This is a genomic window from Chryseobacterium sp. BLS98, assembly GCF_001045445.1.
Classification (GTDB): Bacteria; Bacteroidota; Bacteroidia; order Flavobacteriales; family Weeksellaceae; genus Chryseobacterium.
Genome location: NZ_LFNF01000001.1, coordinates 361887 through 381462 on the forward strand (window position 1 = coordinate 361887; position 19576 = coordinate 381462).

19 protein-coding genes and 1 pseudogene are annotated in these 19576 nt (G+C 36.8%); 7 read left to right on the forward strand and 13 right to left on the reverse strand.

Going from position 1 to position 19576, the window contains the following annotated elements; all coding sequences use genetic code 11:
- Window positions 1-2: 2 nt before the first annotated feature.
- From ACM40_RS01615 to ACM40_RS01645, 7 genes are all read right to left on the reverse strand, one after another.
- Window positions 3-947 carry a proline dehydrogenase family protein gene (locus ACM40_RS01615; RefSeq protein WP_048501109.1) on the reverse strand — a complete coding sequence of 315 codons (945 nt, stop codon included), beginning with the start codon at window positions 945-947 and terminating at the stop codon, window positions 3-5.
- Between the two features lie 28 nt (window positions 948-975).
- On the reverse strand, window positions 976-2298 hold the full coding sequence (locus ACM40_RS01620) for a DUF58 domain-containing protein (RefSeq protein ID WP_048501110.1): 1323 nt from the start codon (window positions 2296-2298) through the stop codon (window positions 976-978).
- A gap of 106 nt (window positions 2299-2404) precedes the next feature.
- Window positions 2405-3436, reverse strand: coding sequence for an AAA family ATPase (locus ACM40_RS01625; protein ID WP_048501111.1), 1032 nt, complete (start codon window positions 3434-3436; stop codon window positions 2405-2407).
- A 64-nt stretch (window positions 3437-3500) separates the two neighbouring features.
- On the reverse strand, window positions 3501-4658 hold the full coding sequence (locus tag ACM40_RS01630; protein ID WP_048501112.1) for a DUF4350 domain-containing protein: 1158 nt from the start codon (window positions 4656-4658) through the stop codon (window positions 3501-3503).
- 19 nt (window positions 4659-4677) lie between these two features.
- The gene (locus ACM40_RS01635) at window positions 4678-5475 is read right to left on the reverse strand and encodes a hypothetical protein (protein ID WP_048501113.1); all 798 of its coding nucleotides are present in this window, start codon (window positions 5473-5475) and stop codon (window positions 4678-4680) included.
- Entirely contained in the window at window positions 5468-6427 is a 960-nt protein-coding gene (locus ACM40_RS01640; RefSeq protein ID WP_228376117.1) for a DUF4013 domain-containing protein, read from the reverse strand. Before ACM40_RS01640 ends, ACM40_RS01635 begins: the two co-directional genes overlap by 8 nt.
- Window positions 6414-7397, reverse strand: a complete 984-nt coding sequence (locus tag ACM40_RS01645; RefSeq protein WP_048501115.1) for a stage II sporulation protein M — start codon at window positions 7395-7397, stop codon at window positions 6414-6416. Before ACM40_RS01645 ends, ACM40_RS01640 begins: the two co-directional genes overlap by 14 nt.
- A gap of 27 nt (window positions 7398-7424) precedes the next feature.
- On the opposite strand from ACM40_RS01645, the gene ACM40_RS01650 reads away from it, so the two are divergent.
- Both ACM40_RS01650 and ACM40_RS01655 read left to right on the forward strand, forming a co-directional pair.
- On the forward strand, window positions 7425-8174 hold the full coding sequence (locus tag ACM40_RS01650; protein WP_048501116.1) for an RDD family protein: 750 nt from the start codon (window positions 7425-7427) through the stop codon (window positions 8172-8174).
- A gap of 238 nt (window positions 8175-8412) precedes the next feature.
- Window positions 8413-8703, forward strand: a complete 291-nt coding sequence (locus ACM40_RS01655) for a GNAT family N-acetyltransferase (protein WP_048501117.1) — start codon at window positions 8413-8415, stop codon at window positions 8701-8703.
- On the opposite strand, the gene ACM40_RS01660 is transcribed toward ACM40_RS01655, so the two are convergent.
- The 5 genes from ACM40_RS01660 to smpB all read right to left on the reverse strand — a co-directional run bounded on the left by ACM40_RS01660 (window position 8692) and on the right by smpB (window position 13400).
- Window positions 8692-9663 carry a glycosyltransferase family protein gene (locus ACM40_RS01660; RefSeq protein ID WP_048501118.1) on the reverse strand — a complete coding sequence of 324 codons (972 nt, stop codon included), beginning with the start codon at window positions 9661-9663 and terminating at the stop codon, window positions 8692-8694. The genes ACM40_RS01655 and ACM40_RS01660 overlap by 12 nt on opposite strands.
- Complete coding sequence (locus tag ACM40_RS01665; RefSeq protein WP_048501119.1) at window positions 9664-10488, reverse strand: UDP-2,3-diacylglucosamine diphosphatase; 825 nt, start codon at window positions 10486-10488, stop codon at window positions 9664-9666.
- Between the two features lie 57 nt (window positions 10489-10545).
- On the reverse strand, window positions 10546-11286 hold the full coding sequence (locus ACM40_RS01670; RefSeq protein WP_048501120.1) for a YebC/PmpR family DNA-binding transcriptional regulator: 741 nt from the start codon (window positions 11284-11286) through the stop codon (window positions 10546-10548).
- A gap of 93 nt (window positions 11287-11379) precedes the next feature.
- Entirely contained in the window at window positions 11380-12864 is a 1485-nt protein-coding gene (locus ACM40_RS01675) for an OmpA family protein (protein WP_048501121.1), read from the reverse strand.
- 77 nt (window positions 12865-12941) lie between these two features.
- Window positions 12942-13400, reverse strand: a complete 459-nt coding sequence (gene smpB, locus ACM40_RS01680; RefSeq protein ID WP_048501122.1) for an SsrA-binding protein SmpB — start codon at window positions 13398-13400, stop codon at window positions 12942-12944.
- Window positions 13401-13590: 190 nt separating this feature from the next.
- Here smpB and ACM40_RS01685 point away from each other — a divergent pair, with 190 nt between their 5' ends.
- Window positions 13591-15213: an ABC-F family ATP-binding cassette domain-containing protein gene (locus tag ACM40_RS01685; protein ID WP_048501123.1), complete on the forward strand. Its 1623-nt coding sequence runs from the start codon at window positions 13591-13593 to the stop codon at window positions 15211-15213.
- An 82-nt stretch (window positions 15214-15295) separates the two neighbouring features.
- Here the strand turns inward: ACM40_RS01685 and ACM40_RS01690 are convergent, their stop codons facing one another.
- Window positions 15296-16108 (reverse strand): M48 family metallopeptidase, encoded by an 813-nt coding sequence (locus tag ACM40_RS01690; RefSeq protein ID WP_048501124.1) that lies wholly within the window; start codon window positions 16106-16108, stop codon window positions 15296-15298.
- A gap of 108 nt (window positions 16109-16216) precedes the next feature.
- On the opposite strand from ACM40_RS01690, the gene recJ reads away from it, so the two are divergent.
- From recJ to ACM40_RS01710, 4 genes and pseudogenes are all read left to right on the forward strand, one after another.
- On the forward strand, window positions 16217-17929 hold the full coding sequence (gene recJ / locus ACM40_RS01695; RefSeq protein WP_048501125.1) for a single-stranded-DNA-specific exonuclease RecJ: 1713 nt from the start codon (window positions 16217-16219) through the stop codon (window positions 17927-17929).
- Window positions 17930-17954: 25 nt separating this feature from the next.
- Window positions 17955-18281: pseudogene (locus tag ACM40_RS01700) on the forward strand (four helix bundle protein).
- Between the two features lie 67 nt (window positions 18282-18348).
- On the forward strand, window positions 18349-18933 hold the full coding sequence (gene nadD / locus ACM40_RS01705; protein WP_048501126.1) for a nicotinate (nicotinamide) nucleotide adenylyltransferase: 585 nt from the start codon (window positions 18349-18351) through the stop codon (window positions 18931-18933).
- Between the two features lie 58 nt (window positions 18934-18991).
- Window positions 18992-19330: a DUF3817 domain-containing protein gene (locus ACM40_RS01710; RefSeq protein WP_040993564.1), complete on the forward strand. Its 339-nt coding sequence runs from the start codon at window positions 18992-18994 to the stop codon at window positions 19328-19330.
- The last annotated feature ends 246 nt before the right edge of the window (window positions 19331-19576 follow it).

Sequence of the window (19576 nt, forward strand, 5' to 3'; positions counted from 1 at the left end):
GGCTAAGACATGATATCAACTATAGCCTGAAAAAGATTATCCGGATTTTCTGCAATTCGATTACACATGTACAAATACCATTCATCACCATACACAATATATTGTCTGCATGGGTAACCTTTTTTATGGATTTCATCCAGTAGGCCTTCCTGTATTCCCAGTAACATTTCAAATTCATACTTAGATTTTGGAATGTCATATTTTTCAATGAGCTCTTTAACTCTATTTTGGATTTTGTCGTGATGCGTAGCAATAGAACATCTTCTATTTTTAAGGAAAAGAGTTTCGATATATTTAATGTATAGATCATCCAAGTGATCTCCTCTCTCTACACCATGCCCTGGAGGAACAGCAAAAGCACCTTTTACAATTCTTATTTTCCCTTGTGTTTCATTTAATATTCGTTCAAGGTCTTTTGGAGTACGGTTTAAATAAGCCTGAAGAGTAATTCCCACGTTTGAAAAATTAGGAGATATTTTACAGAAGGTATTAATAATATCATCTGTTCTTTCCACTCCTTCTGCGCTAATGACTACTTCAATATTCTTTTTGTGGGCTGATTCTGCTAATGATATCAGATTACTATAAGCCATATCCTTATCAATTGCAAGCCCAATATGTGATAAATCCAAAGAAATGATAGAATCAATGTTCTCTTCTTCCACTTTATCGATCAAATTAAGGAAATGTTGAGTTACCGATTCTGATTCTTCTACTGAACGGGTACTTTCTCCCATAAACTCCAGTGAAGTAGGAAGCCCTTTCTCATTAATTCTTTTAGCAGTTGCTATAGCTTCTTCCATCTTCTCACCTCCGATGTATCTTTTAGCTGCTTTCAACAGAAATTTAAAGAGCACAGGATTGTTAAGAATATATTCTTTTGCATCTTCATTTAATGCTGCTACTTTTAACAGCGCACCTGCTCTTTCTTTTGGTGTTAGTTCCATTATTTTTTTATTCGTATTTAAACTCTTTTTACAAAATTCCTCTCGCTTTTATCTCAAGATATTTATTGATAACGTCAATATTTAAATTTTCAGGAAGCGTATAAACAGTATAGATTCCATATTTACGGAGTTCCTGAATGATCAGTTTCTTTTCAAATTCAAATTTTTCAGCAATAACCTCATCATAAATTTCCTGCATACTTTCAGGATTTTTATGAATAAGAGTCTGTAATTCTGAGTTTTTAAAAAATATAACGACCAGCATATGATTCTTGGCAATGCCGCGAAGGTATTTTAGCTGACGGTTTAATCCATCCAGGGTTTCAAAATTGGTAAAAAGTAAAATAAGGCTCCTTTGGTTCAGAGAATATTTTACATCCTGATACAGACGGTTAAAATCACTTTCAAAAAAGTCAGTTTTAATATTGTACAATGCTTCTGAAATCTTTTTCAGCTGACCTGATTTATTTTCAGCAGCTACTTTGTTTTCAGTCTTTTTGGAAAACGTCATCATTCCGGCGCGGTCACCTTTCTTCAAAATAATATGGGACAAAGCCATAGCCGCATTAATGGAATAATCAAGCAGGCTTAATCCGTTGAAAGGCATTTTCATCGTTCTTCCCTTATCAATCAGAATAAAGATACGCTGTGATTTTTCGTCCTGAAACTGGTTGACCATTAACCGGTTGGTCTTGGAAGTCGCTTTCCAGTTGATGGTTCTGATATCATCGCCGGGAACATATTCTTTGATCTGTTCAAACTCCATGGTATGGCCAAGCTTCCTGATCTTTTTGATGCCACCCAGCATAAATTCGCTCTGTAATGCCATCAATTCGTATTTTCTGAGATGAACAAAGGACGGATAAGCAGGAAGCACCGCATCTTTCTGGAAGCTGAATCTTCTGGCTACAAATCCCAAAGGCGAAGAAGCATACACATTCAGGTGTCCGAAACTGTACTCTCCTCTTTCTTTAGGTATCAAACTGTATTGGAAATAGGTATTTTTGCCCGGCTCAATGTTCTTTGTAATCAGGAAATCTCTTTTCTGAAACTGAAAGGGAATTTCATCAATGATCCTGGTACTGATCTTAAAACTGTAATTATTTTTAATATCTATTTTTACGAAATTCTCATCCCCATTAGACAGTTTTTCAGGAAGTATCCTTTGGGCAAGCAACGCATTCTTTTGATTAAACAGCAAAAGATAATCTACCATTACAGCAAGAAAGCAAAGCAGCAGCAATATGTGAGCAACCCACATCAGAACCGGAAAGAAAAATGCAAGGACATACACAATCCCCACTCCAATGAGTGAAAAGAAAAATCGTGTATTGATGTATAGGTTTTTCATTGTTTTAAGGAATTAGGAGATAGGATTTAGGGATTAGGAATCAGGGAGCTTATCTACAATAAATAGTTGCCTGCTTGACCTAATCCCTAAATCCTACCCCTACCATCTATCTTGGAATCTCTATTCCCTCTAAGATCTGTCGGATAATTTCATCTGCAGTAAGGCCTTCCATCTCTCTTTCCGGAGAAACGATTACTCTGTGCCTTAATACAGCATAACTTGCTTCCTTGATATCTTCCGGAGTTACAAAATCTCTTCCTCTAAGCGCAGCAAAAGATTTGGAAGCTGTAAGCAGAGCCAGTGAAGCTCTCGGAGATGCACCCAGGTATAAAAACTGGTTTTCTCTCGTATTCACGATAATTTTAGCAATGTATTCCATAAGCTGAGACTCTACAATGATCTCTTTTACCAAATGTTGGTAGTTTTTCAGCTGTTCTGCGGTAATGACACGGTTTACCCCTTCTGTCTTATCTTCTTTTTTACTTTCGTGCTGGTTTCTTATAATGGCAATCTCCTGTTCAAGATTAGGATACCCAACATTAATTTTGAAAAGAAAACGGTCTAGTTGCGCTTCAGGAAGCCTGTAGGTTCCTTCATGTTCTATAGGATTCTGGGTAGCCACTACCAGGAATGGCTCGTCCATCATATAACGGGTTCCGTCCATCGTGATCTGCCTTTCTTCCATTACCTCAAATAATGCTGCCTGTGTTTTTGCAGGAGATCTGTTGATCTCATCAATCAGGATAAAACTGGAAAAGATAGGTCCTTTTTTAAATTCAAATTCGGAATTTTTTACATTGAAAACAGAGGTCCCCAAAATATCGGAAGGCATAAGGTCCGGTGTAAACTGGATCCTGCTGAATCCTACATCAATGGTTTTGGCCAGTAGCTTAGCGGTAATGGTTTTGGCAACCCCCGGAACACCTTCGATCAGTACATGACCATTGGATAAAAGAGCGGCAATAAGATGTTCGACCATGCTTTCCTGGCCTACAATAACTTTGGCTATTTCAGCTTTTACTTTTTCCAGACTGGCGCGGAGTTCAATCATATCAATTCTGGATTGAAACTGGCCTTCTTTTTTATTTAAATCGATAGAACTTTGATTTTCTACATTTTCATTTTCAAGGTTTTCCATAATTTTTGTCTTTGGTTTTATGGGAACCGGTTTTCATCCGGTTTTATTAAATTTTAATAAATCATTATATCAATATTTCATCAAGAAGTTTGTTCATTCTTACAAGATCTTCTTTCATGACACTTGCATAGGGATCCTGCCCTTTCCTGATCAGGGCTATTGCTTCATCAATCATTTCTATCGGCTTTCCTGTTTTCAGATGCAGTTTATTGGCAAATTCCGCATCCAGATTGCGGGTATCGATCAGCAGGTCCATTCTTATTTTATTCAGGAAATACTGAGCTTTTTTAGCCATCATATCATGGAAATTTCCTTCCTGAAGATAAAGATTTCCAATGCTTTTTACAAAATCTACCGAAGTATTCCTCAGTGGTTCCAGAACAGGCACTATCCGCTGTTTTCTTTTTGCATTAAAGAAAATAAACAGGACCAGTCCACCTAAAAACACCCACCAGGCATACTTAAGGGCAGGGTTTGAGAGGATAAATCTCATGAAAAAACGCGAAACCTTCGTGTCATTTTCTACAAACCAGATGGTTTCTCTGTCCTGAAGATACGAAAAAACATCCTGGGCATATTTTAAGCTGCCGGGCTTCAAAAGATAATAATTGGTAAGGAAAAGCGGTTCGCTGTGTACATAGATCGTTCCTTTGCCAAATTTTGTTTTAATAAAATTGACCTGGTCTGAATTATCTTTTTCCACTGTTTTTCCCAAAACCTCCACCTGAGGTTTAATGTATGAAAATCCTCTGCCGGAAGGGAATTTATCCAGTTTAATAAAATCGTTCTGGTATTGTTTATCCGTAAATTTCAATACATTTTCCTCAGCAAAAGAAATATCCGAACTATGATAACCGATACTGTCTGAAATATCTTTTGGAGTATGACTTATCAGGATCATGGCATCCGAACCGTTTGACACCTGTTCCAGAATTTTTTTCCAGGACTGATTATCCAGGTCTTTTTCTATAACGAGGATGTTGTGAGGATCTTTTTTCCTTTGGCTATAATAATCGTAGGGTGACTCTTCAGTTCTTCTCAGATTATTTTTAAACAGATCTTTGACTTCGTTGTTAAAGACAAACAGTCCGAAAGGAGATTTCTCATTAATACTAAAGTTTTTGCGCCAGCTTACTGTTTCTTTTTTATTGACTTCAAGCAACGCCAGAATAAGCATCACAACGATGAATATCACAGCATATATTTTGAAGGTTTTTTTCATGGTTAAGTCAGTGGTTTAATTAAGGTTTAAATGCCTGGTACTGGTTTTTAAATTTCAGGTAGGCTTGTTCATCAATGCTGAACTCTCCGTACCAAACATAATCGAAGATATAAGACAGCTCAGAAAATTCATTTTTAAGATGTTCTGCTTTAAGTTCCATCAGATAATCCTTATTGGTCTTTTCCGGGTTCCAGCTAATCTGCTTTTTGTCACTCAGCTTTTTCAGAATGAACAGGAACTGATAACGGATCGCCGAGCGGAAATCTTCCTGCCTTTCAAATTTTGAAATACTTTCCGCAAAATTGATCTCGTGTATATTTTCATGGAGCTCTTCCGCATTGATCTCTACTTTTTTATTTTTCTTGCCGAAGAATAGATTTCCTTCTTTGTCCATTAAAAATTTAATGATAAAATAAAGAAGAAATCCTACCAGGATAATGGCAAACAGACGAATAAGGATTGTGGTAATCTTAGCAGAATTGCTAAAAGCCGTTTCGCCAAAAATGCTTTGCAGGATCTTATCTATTCTTTTCATCAGCTTTTGGAAAAAAGATTCTCTCGGCTTTGAAACCGAATAATCAAATTCATTTCCTTTGTATCTCGATTGAAGATTTTCTTTAAATGTTTTGGGATAAACCATATTTTCCGAAACCGGTTTCCGGATCAGCACAGAATCTGCACGAAGCATGTTCCGGTAATGTCCTGTCCCCAGCGAGTCAAAAATATAGTCTTCTACCGTTGCAGGCTCATTCTCATCCTGTGCATGAACAGGACAAATAGAGAAAAAAAGCAGCAGAAAAAGCAGAATTTTATTCATTGATGCCTATGGTTTCTATTTCTTCAAGTTCTACTTTCTGGTGAAGATCTGTCCTGCTGTCATAATACATCAGCCCTGCATTGATGTACATCAGGTTGGAAAGCAATAATGAAGCAAGCATTGAAAATCCATAAAATATAAAGAAAATGACTCCTGCAACCCCTGCAAAAGGATTCTCTTCAAAGTTTCCGTCTGGGGCGGAAGTCAGAAGTGATCCGTAAATAAAGAACATCGGGATCAATGTAAATACTGAAGTAATCATATACATTATTATGAACATGATAATGGATGCTCCCCAGTATTTCCAGTAAGGGGATTTTTCGTTTCCGTTCGGATAGGAAAACTGTGATCTTATGGAATAACTTAAGCTTTCTATAAAGCCTCTTTTTGTATTAAAATAGTCATACATCAAAAATGCCGAGACATTGAATGCCGTGGGATAAAAAAGCAGCATCAGGAAGAAACCAATGATGATCAGCATCAACAAATAGGAAAACCCTAAAAGAATCATCATAACAGGCAATACAATAAAGAGCATTCCTATGCCCATTTTAGCAATTCTTCCGGCATTTCTTTTGAAATCTCCAAGAATTTCATCAGTTTTTACCTTTTGAGCACCTTCAGTAATTCTTTTCAAATAGAAAACCGGATACAGGTAGTTAATGATCATCAGAAGAGCAAAAAGTATAAAAACAATTATTGCAGAAACAATGAGCATTCCTGCGTTCTCTGAAAAATATCTTTCAAAATAATAACTTTCTCCTCCTACATTGGAGCCGATAAGCTGTCCGAAAATTTCTCTGAACCCGAAAACCACCACCGCAACTGTTAACGTGAGCAATAATCCGTTAATAAGGATATAGTTTTTAAAATAATTTTTTCCGTATAATTTGAAAAAATTAAAGCTGTCACTAATGAAAGCTCCAAATTCTCTTTTTTTATAAAACTGCATGATCGATCTGGTTATTAATTTTTTTATAAACTACCGACGGATAAACAAAATAGTAAAATCCTATAATAGCAAGTGAACTGATTATAATAGCTAAATTTACCGCCAACGGCATTTTCAAAGCATGTCTGGTTACATAGCCCTCGATAATTCCTGCACAAATGGTAAACGGAACGGTACTGAGGAAAATTTTAAAAGAATCCTTAAACCCTGTTTTGAAAGAATTAAATCTTGAAAATGTTCTGGGGAACAGAATACTTGCTCCAAGGATCAGTCCGCACATGGCTTCCACAACCATTGCGAAGATCTCGAAAACCCCATGAAGCCAGATCCCTCTTGCACTGTCCTTCAAAGCACCATAATCATAGAAAAAATACTGAAAAGATCCCAGCATAACACTGTTGGAAAGCAGGGCAAACAATGTCCCTACCCCTCCGGTAATGCCATAAATATATAATTTAGCTCCCACTCCAATATTATTGAAAATAATCCCGATCGTACTTCCCCATGTGGAACCGCTCTGATAAATCCCTACAGCATTTCCTTTTTTAATGTTCTCTATGGTTTCGTTTACATAGTCTTCCCCAAGAATGATATTGGCAAAATTTTTATCATAAGCTCCGGAAAGTACTCCTATTGAGGTAAACAGAATAAAAAACAGAAAGGCATACATTAGATATCTCCTGTACTGATAGATCAGCAGAGGAACTTCTGTCCTGAAAAAATAAAACAGCCTGTTCTCTTCTACTCTTTTAGTTTTATAAATCTTCTGGAATATCTGTGAAGACAAATGGTTCAGGTATACTGTAGTATTGCTTTTTGGATAATAGGTCTGTGCAAATGAAAGATCATTGATCAGATTGATATACAACGAAGACAGGTCATCAGGATTTTTTTTTATTTTCCCTTGAATAACCTGTTCAATTCCCAACCATTTTTCTTTATTTTGTTTAATGAAATAAACTTCTCTCATAATTGTAAGGCTAAAATAATAAAAATTATGTCTCAAATTGCGATAAATACCTCACAAAATGTAAATATTAACTTTACGATTGCAAGTGTTGGAGAAAGAATGCTCGCCTTCATTATCGATCTTTTGATAAAGGTTGCTTATGCTGTGATTATATTCTATCTTTTCTTCAACGTTTTTGATCTTGGGTATTTATTGGCCGGGCTTGATCAATGGTCCGTAATGGCTGTTTATATTGTGCTTACATTCCCTATTTATATTTATCCGGTCGTTTTGGAAAGCCTCATGGAAGGGCAGACTCCCGGAAAAAAGCTTATGAAAATCCGTGTAGTGAAAATTGATGGCTACCAGGCCAGTTTTGGTGATTACCTGATCCGCTGGATGTTCAGACTGATAGATACTTCTGCAGCCGGCGTCGTAGGCCTTATTTCTATGATTGTTTCTAAAAATAATCAGCGTCTGGGAGATATTGCTTCCGGTACTGCCGTAATTTCTTTAAAAAACAACATCAATATTTCCCATACCATTTTGGAAAATATTCACGAAAGTTATGTTCCTTCATTTCCTCAGGTCATTGCATTAAGCGACAATGATATGCGGATCATTAAGGATAATTATACCAAAGCCCTGAAAGTTGACGACCGCCAGATCATCAGCAGGCTTTCTGACAAGATTAAAAGTATTCTAAAGCTTGAAATAGACCCGGCAAAAATGACGGAAAGACAGTTTATTAATGTAGTGATCAAGGACTATAACTACTATACCGGGAAAGATAATTGATGAAGTGTGGTTGTCAATGGTCAATTTTGCTTCGCAAGTGAATGGTGAATTTTTAATGTAGAAAACAAATCATTTGGCGAATTGATGATAAAATTATTATTAGTTTTATACAGGTTAAATTGACTGCAAAGCAAATTCACTATTGATTATTCACAATCAACCATTACCAATTACTCATTCATCACTCATAATAATTCGTCGGTGCAGTTTTTGCATCTTTAAAATAAAGGTTTGAATTATGAAATTTGAAAACAATAAATCAGGAAACGGCGGCGTGATTACGCTGAACAATGAGATCAAAGAAGTGGGGAGACTGACGTATACTATTTTCCCGGAAGACCATAAATTCATTATCTCTTTTGTACTGGTACATCCGGAATTTGAAGGCCGGGGAATGGGAAAATACCTGGTTGAAGAAGCTATAAAATTTGCCAGAGAAAATAACTGGAAGGTATATCCTCACTGCTCCTATGCAAGAGCGGTAATGACAAGAATGAATGATGTAGATGATGTTTTTTTAAAGAACTAAAACTTCATTTACCAGAATCTCTTCAATATCATCCGGATAATCTACTTTAAGATGATGATCTGCAGCTACCCATTCTATGATCTCCTGAGGGTTTAGCACTTTAGAATTTGGAATTCCCATAAGGTTTAAAGCACTCGCATTACATTCCTGCTCATACTGGTTATGAATAGGAATCACAAACAGTTTTTTATCTAAGAAAAGTGCTTCTGCAGGAGTTTCAAAGCCGGCATTACACAAAATACCGTCACAGCTTTCAAAGTATTTCAGATACTGCAGTTCATCAATAGGGAAAATTTCTACATTTTTTATTTTAACCTGTACTTTGCTGTACTTTGAAAAAACTTTCCATTGTACAGGAATCTGTTTCAGGACCTTGATGATATTTTCGTCTGCAAAGCTGGGAAGATACACAAGATAATACCCTTTTTTATCTGGATTAAGATTCCGGATCTTATGCCTAATCACCGGTTTTTTGATCTGTGGATGGTAATTTTCAAAGTGGAACCCGATTTTTCTTTCGCTGGGAACATAATATTTAAGAATCAGCTCTCCAAGAAAATCTTTCCTTTCAGGTTTTGGGGTTTCAGCAAAGCTCATCGATGCCTGATGACTCAGTTCAATCATCGGCAGTTTTTTCAGCTTTCCTGCCCATCCGGTCAGAGGTTCATAATCGTTGATGATCAGATCATACTGTGAAAGCTCCAGTTCCCGGATTGTTTTTACAGCTTCAAGAAATTTGTTTTCAGTAAATGTTTTGCGATAGGATAAACCGCCTGTTTTGTTATAAAGAAGAGAAATCCCCTTGTATTGAAAGTTAATGTCAAAATCAGCCTTTAATTGCGACTGATGACCGCTAATCAATGTATCAACCGAAGCATATTTTTTGAGAATAGGAATAATTTCCTGCGCTCTGGCAACATGACCGTTCCCTGTTCCCTGAAATGCATACAATACTTTCATTTAAGAAAAATTAGTTACTATTTTCAGAAGCTCGGAACTGTCCATGTCCTGAATCTCTTCTGTTTCGTCGTCTTTAAGTAAGTCCTTGTGATCATCATAATAAAATATTTTCCATTCTTTATCATGATATTCAAGTGCGGAGAGATTTTCGATCCAGTCTCCGGAGTTAAGATAAGTACACGCTCCTTTTTTTGTGACCACTTCACGGATCTGAGGCTGGTGGATATGTCCACAGATTACATAATCGTAATGGTTATCAATAGCCAGTTCGGAAGCAGTCAGTTCGAAATCCCCGATATACTTCACTGCTTTTTTCACATTGTTTTTGATCTTCTTGGAAAATGAATATTTTTCTCTGCCCATTTTCTCTAAAAACCAGTTTACAATATTATTAATGATAATCAGGAGATCGTAACCTTTCCCACCAAGTTTTGCAATCCATTTGGAATGCTGCACAGAGGCATCAAAAACATCTCCGTGAAATATCCAGGTCTTTTTCTGATCAATATCAAGACAAATTTTGTTACAAACCTTTAGTTTTCCCAATTCAAAATCGGTAAACTTACGGAACATTTCATCGTGATTCCCTGTGATGTAATAAACCTGTGTATTTTTTGTAGCAAATGAAAGGATCTTTTTGATCACTTTCAAATGAGGTTTAGGGAAGTAAGACTTTTTAAACTGCCAGATATCAATAATATCACCGTTCAAAACTAATGTTTTAGGCTGGATAGAATTGAGATATCGCAACAGCTCTTTAGCCTTACATCCATAAGTTCCCAAATGAACATCCGATATGACAACTAATTCAACGTTTCTTTTCATAGTTTTATGCAAAGAAACTAATTGAAAGTTAACTGTATATGAATGCTATATTATTTTTTACAGTGAATCCATCAATTCATCTGTGATCTCCATATTGTGGTAAACGTTCTGTACGTCATCGTCATCTTCGAAACGCTCAAGCATTTTCATATTAGCTTTGAACTGCTCTTCGTTTACTTCTTTGGTATTGTTCGGAATTCTCTGAAGTTCTGCACTTTTTGCTTCAATGCCCAATTCATCCAATTTGTGTGACAATGAACCGAAGTCTTCAAAAGCTGTTGTAATCATCACTTCATCATCATCTTTTTCCACATCTTCAGCACCTCCGTCAATCATTTCCATTTCAAAATCGTCCCAATCCATTTTAACCTGAGCCAGATCAATGCTGAAAATTCCTTTTCTGTCAAAGATAAAAGCCAGCTCACCGTTTTTACCAAGGTTACCGTCAAACTTGTTGAAGATCGCTCTTACATTGGCAACGGTTCTGGTTGTATTATTGGTAGTGCATTCAACAAAGAAAGCAACACCACCCTGCCCATATCCTTCATAAGTAACTTCTTCGTAGTTTTCCGCATCCGCACCACTTGCTTTTTTGATAGCTCTTTCTACGTTATCTTTAGGCATATTAGCTCCTTTGGCATTCTGGATACATCTCCTTAAAGCCGGGTTGGCCTCAGGATCTGTTCCTCCGGCTTTTACGGCCAGTGCTATATCTTTACCTATTTTGGAGAAAGTTTTGGCCATTTTATCCCATCTGGCCATTTTAGAAGCTTTTCTATATTCAAATGCTCTTCCCATTTTAATTTTTAAATTTCAACAAAATTAACTAAAAGTCAACAAAAAAAAAATACCCCCGAATAATCGGAGGTATTTATTATTTAGAAAAATTAATTATTTTTTCTTTTTAACTACTTTTTTCTTAGCCGGAGCTTTTTTAGTAGCTTTTTTTACTGGAGCATCTTCGTAATCTTTTTTCTTGATTGCGTTCCACTCGTTAGCATCTTCGATAGCAGTTACAACAACTTTTCTATCAGCTTGTCTTTCAGCGTCAGAAGCTTTTTCAGAAACTGTAGCTTTAGTTTCACCAACACCGATTGACTTAAGAGCATTTACATCAACTCCTCTAGCTTCTAGAGCAGAAACTACTGAAGCAGCTCTTTGTCTAGATAGTTTCAAGTTGTATTCGGCAGCACCTTTAGCATCAGTTTGACCTTCAACTAGGTAGTTACCACCGTCAGTTTTGATGATTTTAGCAGCGTTATCTAGTTTAGCGCTAGATTCTGGTCTGATAGTCGCTTTATTGAAGTCAAAGTAGATACCTTTAAGAGCTTCTGTAGTTTCAATAGCAGTTTGTTTCTTAGGCTTAGGACATCCGTTGTATTCTGGAAGACCTGGAACTGTAGGACAAGCGTCATCTTTATCTAAGATTCCGTCACCGTCTGTATCTGGCCAAGGACAACCGTTGTTTTCAGCAGGACCTGCTACTGTAGGACAAGCATCGTCTTTATCGATAACACCGTCACCATCTGTATCTGGCCAAGGACAACCGTTGTTTTCAACTGGTCCAGCTACTTCTGGACATTGATCGTCTTTATCTGGAACTCCGTCACCGTCAGTATCAGGACATCCTTGGAATTCTGGTAAACCAGGAGTATCTGGACAAAGGTCATCTTTATCTAGGATACCATCCTTATCTCTATCTCTGTTACCAAATCTGAATAAGATTGATGCAGAAGCTTGCCAGAAGTTAGCAACTGTAGATTTATCACCTGGAGTTGATACATAATCTCCTTGAACACCAAGACCGAAGTTCTTAGTCACCCAGAAGTTAGCACCAGCACCTGTAGAAACTGTAAAGTGATTAGCTTTACCGTTTTCGTTACCACCATCACCATTAGCAACTAACTCTCCTTTGTAATCATATCTAGGGAAAGTAAGAGCAGTGTAATCATGTCTCAGGTAGTTAGCACCAACTCTTAAATACGGATCGAACCAAGATTCTTCATCCCATAAAAGACCAGCTGCTTTAGCCTGGAAACCAAGACCTGTCATTAGGAAAAATTCTTTTCCCATGTTAAATCTCTTGTTATCTACATTACCTACTGAAGTCTGCCAGTCGATAACTAAACCTTTACCGATGTTTCTAGCAACTGTTAATTTAGATAATGGAGGTGTAATAGAGAAGTTGTTCACATTGAACATTGTCTTCGTTAAATTATTAGCAGAGAACGTATTACTAAAGTTGTTTCTCTGTGCCTTATGGTTTTCCGCATGAGCACCAACTCCGATCAACCACGGATTATTGGTAGTCTGGGCAAAGACAGTAGAGGCAACTGTAAGCGCCAATGCTGAAATTCCTAATTTTAGATTTTTCATAGAATTAAATGATTAAATAATTGATAATGCAAAATAAATATAATTTTTCTTTATATACAAAGTTTTTTGAATGATTTTTAACTTTTCTTTAATATTCTGTCCAGGTTACGTTTATTTTCTCTATCTTTTATCGCTTCCCTTTTATCAAAGAGTTTTTTACCTCTGCCAAGCGCAATGAGCACCTTTGCTTTACCCTTGTCTGTGATATATAACTTCAGAGGTATAATTGTGTTTCCAGCATCCTTTAACTTTTTTTCAAGTTTCTGCAATTCTTTTTTGTGCAACAGCAATTTCCGTTCCCTTTTTGTTTTGTGATTGTAAAAAGTTCCTAATTTATACTCATCAATCATCATATTAATAATGTATAATTCCCCATCAATAAACTGACAGAAGGATTCTGTGATAGATGCTTTGGATGAACGCAAAGATTTTATTTCCGTACCCGTTAAAACCATCCCTGCTTCCAATTCTTCAAGGATTTCATACTCAAAACGGGCTCTTCTGTTTAATATACTTACTGTTTTTTCGATCTTCATTGTAAAAAATTCGTGATTAAATGGATTGGATTATGTACCAATCTTATTAAAGTAGCCTCTATGGACTGCTCTTTATTTATTTCGTTAATGAAATATAGAAAAAATACCCCATATTTAAAAACTTGACTATTACATTATTACGAAATACCCAAATTCTTTTCGTATTTTTGCGCCAAATTTACAAAACTATATGTTAACAGTATCTAACTTATCTTTACAATTCGGGAAAAGAGTTCTTTTTGACGAGGTAAATATCATGTTTACCAAAGGAAACTGCTACGGGATTATCGGAGCAAACGGTGCGGGGAAATCTACATTCCTTAAAATATTAACAGGAAAGCAGGATCCTACTACAGGGCATGTATCTTTGGAGCCGGGGAAAAGAATGTCAGTATTGGAGCAGGATCACTTTGCTTACGATCAATTTACTGTTCTTGAGGCTGTTTTAAGAGGAAATAAAAAATTATTTGAAATAAAAGAGGAAATGGATTCTTTATACGCTAAAGAAGACTTTTCCGATGAAGACGGAATCAAAGCGGGTGAGCTGGGTGTAATTTATGATGAAATGGGTGGATGGACAGCAGAATCCGATGCACAGACCATGCTATCCAATGTAGGTATTAAAGATGATATGCACTGGCAGATGATGAGTGAACTTGAGAACAAGGACAAAGTAAAAGTTCTTTTGGCTCAGGCTCTTTTCGGAAATCCTGATGTGCTGATTCTTGATGAGCCTACCAATGATCTTGATATTGATACGATTTCATGGTTGGAAGATTTCCTTGCTGATTATGAGAATACAGTAATCGTGGTTTCTCACGACCGTCACTTCCTGGATACGGTTTGTACACATATCGGGGATTTAGATTATGCTAAACTTAACCTTTATACAGGTAACTACTCTTTCTGGTATCAGGCTTCACAGTTAGCGACAAGACAAAGAGCTCAGGCGAATAAAAAGGCTGAGGAAAAGAAGAAAGAACTTCAGGACTTCATCGCAAGATTCAGCTCTAACGTTGCGAAAGCGAAACAGGCTACTGCAAGAAAGAAAATGATCGACAAACTGAACATTGATGATATTAAACCTTCTTCGAGAAGATACCCGGCTATTATTTTCGAAATGGAAAGAGAGGTAGGAGATCAGATTCTTGATGTAAAAGGGCTTGAAAAAACAAAAGATGGGGAACTATTATTCTCAAACATTGACTTGAACCTTAAGAAAGGAGATAAAGTTGCCGTTCTTTCCAAAAACTCTCTTGCTATTACCGAGTTTTTCGAAATCCTTGCAGGCAATGTTCAGGCAGATAAAGGAACTGTGGCCTGGGGAGTTACTACCAACCAATCTCATATGCCTTTAGATAACACCAGTTTCTTCCAGGAAGATTTAAGCCTGGTTGACTGGTTGAGACAATTCACTAAAAACGACGAAGAGCGTCACGAGGAGTTCGTAAGAGGATTCTTAGGAAGAATGCTTTTCTCAGGTGATGAAGCTCTAAAGTCCTGCAAAGTGCTTTCCGGAGGTGAAAAAATGAGATGTATGTTCAGCAGAATGATGCTTCAGAAGGCAAACGTTCTTTTATTAGATGAACCTACCAACCACTTGGATCTTGAAAGTATCACAACGTTGAACAATTCATTGTCTAACTTTAAAGGAAATCTTTTATTGGCATCTCATGACCACGAAATGCTTTCAACGGTCTGTAACAGAATCATCGAGCTTACCCCAACAGGAATCATCGACAGAGATATGACTTATGACGATTATCTTGCTGATAAAAAAGTAAAAGAACTTAGAGAGAAAATGTATTCTTAATTTCTGAGACAACATTAAACTTATTAAAATAAAAATTCCTCAAAGCTACTTTGAGGAATTTTTATTTTAATAAATGATTATTTTATTTCGTAAGTTTGGTTTTAGGAAGAACTACTGCTCCGGGGTCTTTCCATAATCCGTCTTTTTCAGCTCTCTTCTTAATAGCCTGAGCTCTTTTTTCACTGTCCGGATGGGAATTGAACATCTTTTCAAAACCAGTCTGCGTACTTCCTTCAGAAAGCAATGCCAGCTTTTTGAATGCCGAATAGGCGCCTACTACATTGTAATTATTGGCTTTCATAAAATCATAAGAGTAAGTATCTGCTTCAGATTCCTGCTTTTTACTATGAGAAGCATCAAGGAATTCATTAGCCATTTTTCCTACCTGACTGTCGTTTAAGGCAGCTACAGTTCCTGATGCTGATGAGGCTGCATCCAGTGCTGCTGCTTTTAAATAAGCAGATTTAATAGCATCTTTAGTATCCTGATTTTTTACATGCCCGATCTCGTGCCCTATTACTGCTAAAAGTTCATCATCCGTCATGATATCCATTAACGAAGAAAAAACTCGTACACTTCCGTCTGCACAGGCAAAAGCATTGATATCCTTTACTTTGTAAACTTTATAATTCAGGGCCAGTCCGTCCTGAGATTTGTGCTTTCCGAAAAGCTTGTTAAGTCTTACAGTATAAGGATCTTTCGGCCCGGCCACCGGGTTATTTTTATCCATCCAGTCAACGGATTCTTTTGAAAGTTTTACGGCATCCTCATTGGTAAAAGTAAGGGCTTTTGCTCCTTTCGAAACAACGCCAGCAGCTTTTCCAAGATTGATTTTCTGTGCTGGCACAGCATTCATAGCCCCTAAGAATAAAAGGCAGAGTGTAATTTTTTTCATGATTATTTTTAATTTGGACCGCGAAGATAGATATTTTTTCAACAATCAGAAAGTCAAGTTCATCTTCAATCATTTCAAAATGCTATTTTTTTTCCCTATTTTTGTGAAATGAGTCAGAAATGGATTTACAAGCCCGAACCCGATGAGGAAGTTGTGGACAGATTAAGTTCGTCACTTGGTTTTGGTACTTTTGAATCTAAACTCCTCGTTCTAAGAGGAATTGACAATTATCAAAAGGCCAGAGAATTCTTCAAACCGAACCTCAACGATATACACAACCCGTTCTTAATGGCAGATATGCAGAAAGCTGTAGAGCGCATTGCCACAGCCATTGAAAACGGTGAGAAAATACTGGTTTATGGAGATTACGATGTAGACGGAACCACAGCCGTTGCCCTCATGTACCTTTACCTCAGCAAAATTGTTGAGAAAAAATATTTAGATTATTACATCCCGGACAGGAATTCTGAAGGATACGGAATTTCTACCGAAGGTATTGATTTTGCCAAAGAAAACGATTTTTCCCTGATTATCGCTTTAGACTGCGGGATCAAAGCAACCGACATGGTAAAATATGCCCAGGACAAGGATATTGATTTTATCATCTGTGATCACCACCTTCCGGGTGAAGAGATCCCTAATGCAGTAGCTGTTCTGGATCCGAAAAGAAATGACTGCAGATATCCTTTTAAAGAACTTTCAGGATGTGGTGTGGGCTTTAAGCTTTGCCAGGGACTGAATACCATCTATAAAATTCCTGAGGCCGAATTATTCGAGCTTACAGACCTTCTGGCTATTTCCATTGCCGCAGATATTGTTTCGATGACCGGCGAAAACAGAGTTTTGGCAAAAATGGGCTTAAAAGTCCTCAGAAAAACCAGAAATCTGGGATTAAGGCTATTAATTCCTGAAGATAAGCTTTCTCACTTTGAAATTTCAAATATTGTTTTTGAAATTGCTCCAAAAATTAATGCTGCCGGAAGAATTTCACAGGGAAAAGCTGCGGTGGAACTTATGGTTTCGGACAACCTGAAACATGCCAACCAGATCGTCAGCGATATTATGGATCTTAATGATGAAAGGCGCGAACTCGATATGAATTCCACTCTTTCTGCATTGAACCAAATCGTTGAATCCCAGCAGCAGACAAAATATTCAACTATTGTTTATCACCCTGAATGGAACAAAGGGGTAATCGGAATTGTAGCTTCTAGACTTATTGAAACTTATTATAAGCCGACTCTTGTATTTACTGACGGTAATAATGGGGAGATGGTAGCTTCTGCCAGATCGGTTTCGGATTTTGATGTGCACGAGGCGCTGGATATGTGTTCTGAATTTTTTCTGAAATTTGGCGGCCATCATGCTGCTGCGGGACTTTCCATGGAAAAGGACAAATTTGAAGCTTTCAAAATAAAATTTGAGAAAATAGTCTCTGAAAAAATCCAGGAACACCAGCAGGAACCTTCCATCACGATTGATTCCGAGATTAAAATTGATGAAATCAACAGGGAATTTATTAATTTCCACAGAAAGCTGGCACCGTTCGGACCTCATAATATGAAACCTATTCTTACTCTAACTGACCAGAAACTATCCGGCTATGTAAAAACAATGGGAAAAGACAATAACCACCTGAAGTTTTACATCAAGCAGGAATCCACCGGCAGAAATATAGAATGCGTAGGCTTCAAGCTCGGACAGTACGTGGAAGATTTTAAAAATAAAAACTTTGATCTTGCTTTTACTTTGGAAGAAAATCACTGGAAAGGCAATGTAACGCATTATTTAAATATAAAGGATGTGAAATTTAGGGATTAGGAATTAGGTAACAGGGATTAGGGCTATGGGAAATTATAAGGAATTATCGGTATGGCAGAAATCAGTGGATTATGTTACTGAAATTTATACGTGCACTAAAAGTTTCCCGAAAGAAGAACTTTATTCTCTTACCAGCCAGATTCGGCGCTCTTCCATTTCTATCCCATCCAATATTGCCGAGGGGCACTAAAGAAGATCAACACTGGATTACCTTCAATTTTTAAAAATTGCCAGGGGAAGCTGTACCGAACTGGACACACAACTTATTATTGCAAAAAATTTAAATTATTTGTCTTCCGAAGAATTTGAAAGCTTAACCGGAAAAATATCTGAAATATCAAAAAATGCTTAATGCCATCATTACAAAACTGCAACCCTCCCCTAATCCCTAAGTCCTTATACCTAATCCCTAGCAATCAATGAAAAAAATCGGTTTATTTTTTGGTTCTTTTAATCCTATACATATCGGTCATTTAATTCTGGCAAATTATATTCTGGAAAATTCGGATATGGATGAATTGTGGTTTGTAGTAAGTCCACAGAACCCCTTTAAGGATAAAAAATCCCTTCTAAAAGATCACAACAGGCTGGACATGGTACAACTTGCTGTAAAAAGCTATCCGAAAATGAGAGCTTCAAATGTGGAATTTTCACTTCCTAAGCCGAGTTACACCATTGATACACTTACCTATCTTCATGAAAAGTATCCCGATTATTCTTTCAGCCTGATTATGGGGGAGGATAATCTTGACAGCCTTCATAAGTGGAAAAACTCTGATCTGCTGATTAAAAATCATCATATTATTGTATATCCAAGGGTTTTTGAAGGGGAAAAGAAAGATTCCGAATACTTGCAGCATGAAAATATTTCTATGATCAAAGCTCCTGTAATTGAATTGTCTGCCACAGAGATCAGAAATATGATCAGAGATGGAAAAAATGTACGCCCGATGCTTCCACCGGAAGTCTTTGAATATTTGGATGGAAGCAGTTTTTATAAGTAATTTTGCAATTGTGCTCAAGTTCTGATTATAAATTACAATCATCACTTATACGTTAAGAATGGAATTCATCGAAAAATTTTTCTCAAAATATCCTCAGGAAAAAGTCATCAAATGGTTTAAGCTGATCTGTTTGGCTGAAGCGGTTTCATGGTTTTTTCTATTCACGGCGATGACCTGGATACGTATTGATCCGGAAGGAGTTTTACCTATTGTTTACATCAGTACTATCGGCAGTATCCACGGATTTTTCTTTACACTATACCTGATATTTCTTCCTGCAATAAGAAAAATATATGAATGGGATGATGAAGACAGCGTTTTTGCTTTAATTGCTGCGTTTTTCCCGTTTGCCACCATTTGGATAGACAAACAATTAGCCCGATTCGACCGGGAATAATATTATAATATCAAAAAAAGGACCGTAATGGTCCTTTTTTATTTAAGTGGTAATACTCTATAAATACCTCATGCCGCCCGCATCTTTCACTAAACTTCCCCTCACTTCTATTAAATTTTGATCAAATTTTAACCTTCAGTGTAACAAAATATCCTGTTGAATTGTCTAATTATAGAAAGTTAAAGATAATTTGAAATTTTAACCCAAAATTTTACTAACTGATAATCAATTAGTTAAATTTATTTT

Coding starts and splice junctions, on each gene's coding strand:
- recJ (WP_048501125.1), top strand. CDS start 16,217: ATGAGTCAGAAATGGATTTACAAGCCCGAACCCGATGAGGAAGTTGTG.
- ACM40_RS01675 (WP_048501121.1), bottom strand. CDS start 12,864: ATGAAAAATCTAAAATTAGGAATTTCAGCATTGGCGCTTACAGTTGCC.
- ACM40_RS01665 (WP_048501119.1), bottom strand. CDS start 10,488: ATGAAAAGAAACGTTGAATTAGTTGTCATATCGGATGTTCATTTGGGA.
- smpB (WP_048501122.1), bottom strand. CDS start 13,400: ATGAAGATCGAAAAAACAGTAAGTATATTAAACAGAAGAGCCCGTTTT.
- ACM40_RS01685 (WP_048501123.1), top strand. CDS start 13,591: ATGTTAACAGTATCTAACTTATCTTTACAATTCGGGAAAAGAGTTCTT.
- ACM40_RS01645 (WP_048501115.1), bottom strand. CDS start 7,397: ATGAGAGAAGTTTATTTCATTAAACAAAATAAAGAAAAATGGTTGGGA.
- ACM40_RS01640 (WP_228376117.1), bottom strand. CDS start 6,427: ATGCAGTTTTATAAAAAAAGAGAATTTGGAGCTTTCATTAGTGACAGC.
- ACM40_RS01690 (WP_048501124.1), bottom strand. CDS start 16,108: ATGAAAAAAATTACACTCTGCCTTTTATTCTTAGGGGCTATGAATGCT.
- ACM40_RS01655 (WP_048501117.1), top strand. CDS start 8,413: ATGAAATTTGAAAACAATAAATCAGGAAACGGCGGCGTGATTACGCTG.
- ACM40_RS01650 (WP_048501116.1), top strand. CDS start 7,425: ATGTCTCAAATTGCGATAAATACCTCACAAAATGTAAATATTAACTTT.
- ACM40_RS01660 (WP_048501118.1), bottom strand. CDS start 9,663: ATGAAAGTATTGTATGCATTTCAGGGAACAGGGAACGGTCATGTTGCC.
- ACM40_RS01710 (WP_040993564.1), top strand. CDS start 18,992: ATGGAATTCATCGAAAAATTTTTCTCAAAATATCCTCAGGAAAAAGTC.
- ACM40_RS01625 (WP_048501111.1), bottom strand. CDS start 3,436: ATGGAAAACCTTGAAAATGAAAATGTAGAAAATCAAAGTTCTATCGAT.
- ACM40_RS01630 (WP_048501112.1), bottom strand. CDS start 4,658: ATGAAAAAAACCTTCAAAATATATGCTGTGATATTCATCGTTGTGATG.
- nadD (WP_048501126.1), top strand. CDS start 18,349: ATGAAAAAAATCGGTTTATTTTTTGGTTCTTTTAATCCTATACATATC.
- ACM40_RS01635 (WP_048501113.1), bottom strand. CDS start 5,475: ATGAATAAAATTCTGCTTTTTCTGCTGCTTTTTTTCTCTATTTGTCCT.
- ACM40_RS01620 (WP_048501110.1), bottom strand. CDS start 2,298: ATGAAAAACCTATACATCAATACACGATTTTTCTTTTCACTCATTGGA.
- ACM40_RS01670 (WP_048501120.1), bottom strand. CDS start 11,286: ATGGGAAGAGCATTTGAATATAGAAAAGCTTCTAAAATGGCCAGATGG.
- ACM40_RS01615 (WP_048501109.1), bottom strand. CDS start 947: ATGGAACTAACACCAAAAGAAAGAGCAGGTGCGCTGTTAAAAGTAGCA.